This is a genomic window from Microbacterium sp. H6 (genome assembly GCF_003314775.1).
In the GTDB taxonomy this organism is placed as follows: domain Bacteria; phylum Actinomycetota; class Actinomycetes; order Actinomycetales; family Microbacteriaceae; genus Microbacterium; species Microbacterium oxydans.
In genome coordinates this window covers 3,481-7,706 of record NZ_QOAY01000052.1, presented here as the reverse complement: position 1 = coordinate 7,706, position 4,226 = coordinate 3,481, and the positions used below count along the sequence as shown (strand labels likewise).

The following is a 4,226-nucleotide window of genomic DNA, read 5'->3' as shown; positions in this document are numbered from 1 at the left end:
TGACCTCCGCTGCGGTGTCTTCGGAAGCGGTGTCTTCGGAAGCGATGTCCTCCGCCGCGGTGACCTCCGCTGCGGTGTCTTCGGGGGCCGTCGCAGCGAGCTGCGGTGGCGTCGCCGAGATGCTCGGGGCGAACCGGCCACCTCGCATCAGGTCGATGAAGACGTCTTCGAGTGTCGGCCCTCGCTGGACGAGGGTGCTCAGGGCGATGCCCGCGTCGGCGGCGACCGCTCCCACCGTGCCGGCGTCTCCGCCGCGCACCGTGAGGCCCGAACGCAGCACCTCGATGTCGAAGCCGGCCTCCTGCAGCGCGGTCGTCAGCGCGCTGCGGTCCGCGGCGTCCACGATGACGGATCCGCCCTTGGGGTCGGCGAGAGTCTCGATCCCGCTGGAGAGCACGAGCGTGCCCTTCGAGAGCACGAGCACGTTGTCGGCGACCTGCTCGACTTCGCTGAGGACGTGCGACGACACGAGGACCGTGCGCCCTTCGTCCGCGAGGCGACGCATCAGGAGTCGCATCCAGCGGATTCCCTCGGGGTCGAGTCCGTTGGCCGGTTCGTCGAACACGAGCGCGCCGGGATCGCCCAGCAGGGCGTGGGCGACGCTGAGCCGCTGACGCATGCCGAGGGAGAAGCCCCCGATGCGGGAGCTGCCTTCACCCTCGAGGCCGACCAGGGAGAGCACTTCGCCGACGCGGGCCAGGGGGATGCCGTTCGCCTTGGCGGCGATGGTCAGCTGACGCTCGGCGGTGCGTCGAGGGCGGTAGACCGTCTCCTCGAGCACGGATCCGATGGTGCGCAACGGCTGCCGCAGTTCGGCGTACGCCGTGCCGCCGATGGTCGCCGTGCCCGAGGTGGCGCGCACCTGGCCGAGGAGGATCCGCAGCGTGGTGGTCTTGCCGGCACCGTTCGGGCCGAGGAAGGCGGTCACGGCACCGGGCTCCACGCGCGCGGAGAAGTCCGAGACGGCGGTCACCTCATTGAAGCGCTTCGTCACGTGCGTGAACTCGAGCACCTGTCCTTCAGGCATCCGTGACCTCTCGTCGCATTTGAACAGTTCCTCCCTATCCTGCCGGAAAAGCCTGTCGGATCCCGCATTTCGCGCGGAATACCGCCCATCCGGAAGGGGTAGCCTGGCGATCGTGACCGAATCCCACGCTGCAGACCGCGTCCTCGTCCGCACCGAAGGCGCGCTCGGACGACTCACCCTCAACCGTCCCGAGGCGATCAACGCTCTCGACGTCGACATGATCGAGAGCCTCACTGTGGCCTTGGATGCCTGGCGCGACGATACCGATGTGCAGATCGTGCTGATCGACGGGGCAGGAGAGCGCGGCATGTGCGCGGGCGGTGACGTGCGGGCCCTGCACGCGCAGATCGTCGCGGGTCAGGCTGACCAGACGGCGGAGTTCTTCCGTGCGGAGTACGCCTTGAACGCCATGATCGCCGAGTATCCCAAGCCCGTGGTGGCACTGGCCGACGGCATCACGATGGGTGGTGGCATCGGGCTGGCCGGCCACGCCGCGATCCGCATCGTCACGGAACGCTCCAAGCTCGCCATGCCGGAGACCCGTATCGGATTCACTCCCGACGTCGGGGGAACCTGGCTGCTCGGCCGCGCTCCTGGGCGCCTGGGCGAGTACTTCGGTCTCACCGGATCCACCATGAGCGGCGCTGATGCCGTCTACCTCGGCTTCGCGGATCACTTCGTGCCATCCGACCGTCTGGACGCATTGCGCGAGGCCCTCGCCTTCCGTGCCGACCCGACCGGTCCCAGTGAGATCGTGCTGCTGTTCGACGAGACCCCGGAGGCCTCGCAGCTCCCGGACGCGCGCGCGTGGATCGATGAGGCCTTCTCCGCCCCCACCGTGAGCGAGATCGTCGAACGATTGAAGGCTCAGGGGACGACGGAGGCGGCGGCGACCGCTGACCTGCTCGAAGACCTCGCGCCCACCGGGCTCACCGTGACGCTCGACGCCGTCCGCGAGGCGCGCGACCTGCCGGGGCTCCGCGCGGCGCTGGAGGGCGAGTACCGTCGCGTGATGTGGTTCGTGAACGAGCATCCCGACCTCGTCGAGGGCATCAGAGCGCAGATCGTCGACAAGGACCGCGATCCGAAGTGGAACCCGCCCACGCTCGCCGAGCTCGCACCCGACGCCGGCGCCCCCGCGCGCGACTACGTCCCGCAGCCCACGTTGTTCTGAGCCCTCGGGGTCAGGGCGGGTCGCGGTTCCGCAGTGCGCTGCAATCAGCCGCACTTGTTCGCCCGCGTGCAGAAACCGTAGATCGGGGCGGGAAGCGGTTCGCTGTGAGCGAAGGTCCACCATGAGGGGGATACGAATGTCCGCGGATCGTGGCACTCTGTCTTGTGGCCGATTGTCGGTCGGCATCCGTCTGCCGAGAAATCCGCCGTTTCATCCTTCCTAGAAAGTCCGCCTGTGCTGGGAAAAATCCTCCTCCGTTATCTCTCCCGATACCGATGGCTGCTGCTCGCCGTGCTGGTGTTCCAGCTCGCGAGCGTGGCAGCCACTCTCTACCTCCCGCGCCTGAACGCCGACATCATCGACAAGGGCGTCGCCCGGGGCGACACCGGGTACATCTGGAGCACCGGTCTGTTCATGCTCGCGGTCTCGCTGGGGCAGATCATCGCCTCGGTCACCGCGACCTACTTCGCCGCGCGTGCAGCGATGGGTGCCGGGCGCGACATCCGCGCCGACGTCTTCGGCAAGGTCAGCGGCTTCTCCGAGCGTGAGGTGTCGCAGTTCGGTGCCGGTTCGCTCATCACCCGCAACACGAACGATGTGCAGCAGGTGCAGATGCTGGCCATGATGGGCGCGACCATGCTCGTCACGGCGCCGCTGCTCGCGATCGGCGGCATCTTCTTCGCGGTCCAGACCAACGTCGGACTCAGCTGGCTGATCGCCGTCTCGGTGCCGCTGCTGCTCATCCTGGCTGCCCTCGTCATCGGCCGCATGGTGCCGCTGTTCCGCAGTTACCAGGGCAAGCTCGACAACGTCAACCGCATCATGCGCGAGCAGCTCACGGGCGTCCGCGTGGTGCGTGCCTTCGTGCGCGAGCGCATCGAGGAGGAGCGCTTCCGCGGGGCGAACACCGACATCATGGTCGTGGGCCGCAAGGTCGGCTCGCTCTTCGTGCTGCTGTTCCCGCTGTTCATGCTCATCCTCAACGTCACGGTCGTCTCGGTCATCTGGTTCGGCGGTATCGAGGTGAACAACGGCACGGTGCAGGTCGGCACGCTGTTCGCCTTCATGCAGTACATCGGTCAGATCATGGGCGGCGTCATCATGGCGAGCTTCATGGCGATGATGATCCCGCGCGCCGCAGTCTCGGCCGAGCGCATCGGCGAAGTGCTCGACTCCGAGTCCACCCTCGTGCGTCCGGAGAACGGCGTCACGGAGTTCCCGGTTCCCGGATCCGTGGCGCTCGACGATGTCGAGTTCACCTACCCCGGGGCGGACTCGCCGGTGCTCACGGGCATCAGCTTCGCCGCCCAGCCGGGCGAGACCGTCGCGATCGTCGGCTCCACCGGTTCGGGCAAGACGACGCTGATCTCCCTCATCCCTCGGCTCTTCGACGTCTCGGGCGGATCCGTGCACGTCGGAGGCACCGACGTGCGCGAGGCCGACGTCGAGTCGCTCTGGGACAGCATCGGCCTGGTGCCGCAGCGTCCGTTCCTCTTCACCGGCACCGTGGCGTCGAACCTGCGCTACGGCCGTGAGGAGGCCACCGACGAAGAGCTGTGGCACGCGCTCGACATCGCACAGGGTCGTGACTTCGTGGAGGAGATGCCGGACGGTCTCGATTCCCGCATCGCCCAGGGCGGCACGAACGTCTCCGGCGGTCAGCGTCAGCGGCTCGCGATCGCCCGCGCGATCGTGCACCAGCCGAAGATCCTCGTCTTCGACGACTCGTTCTCCGCTCTCGACCTGACGACAGACGCGCGGCTCCGCCAAGCGCTGTGGCGGGAACTCCCGCACGTCACGAAGATCGTGGTCGCCCAGCGCATCTCCACCATCACGGATGCCGACCGCATCGTCGTGCTCGACGGCGGCACCATGGTGGGCGTCGGCACGCATGAGGAGCTGCTCGAGACGAGCGACACCTACCGAGAGATCGTCGAATCGCAGCTGGGGGTGGACGCATGAGCGCGCAGAACGACGACCAGCGCAAGGCCAAGCGGGGCCGCGGCAAGGCAGCTTCGTCCGTCG

General features: G+C 67.9%; 3 protein-coding genes. 2 read left to right on the top strand and 1 reads right to left on the bottom strand.

What is annotated here, in order from left to right; genetic code table 11:
• On the bottom strand, positions 1 to 1,027 hold a 1,027-nt coding region (locus tag DSP71_RS03375), incomplete at its 3' end, for an ATP-binding cassette domain-containing protein (RefSeq protein WP_113680364.1).
• A 112-nt stretch (positions 1,028 to 1,139) separates the two neighbouring features.
• Here DSP71_RS03375 and DSP71_RS03370 point away from each other — a divergent pair.
• Positions 1,140 to 2,201, top strand: a complete 1,062-nt coding sequence (locus DSP71_RS03370; RefSeq protein ID WP_113680361.1) for an enoyl-CoA hydratase/isomerase family protein — start codon at positions 1,140 to 1,142, stop codon at positions 2,199 to 2,201.
• A 234-nt stretch (positions 2,202 to 2,435) separates the two neighbouring features.
• Positions 2,436 to 4,163 carry an ABC transporter ATP-binding protein gene (locus DSP71_RS03365; protein ID WP_058631687.1) on the top strand — a complete coding sequence of 576 codons (1,728 nt, stop codon included), beginning with the start codon at positions 2,436 to 2,438 and terminating at the stop codon, positions 4,161 to 4,163.
• Positions 4,164 to 4,226 lie beyond the last annotated feature (63 nt).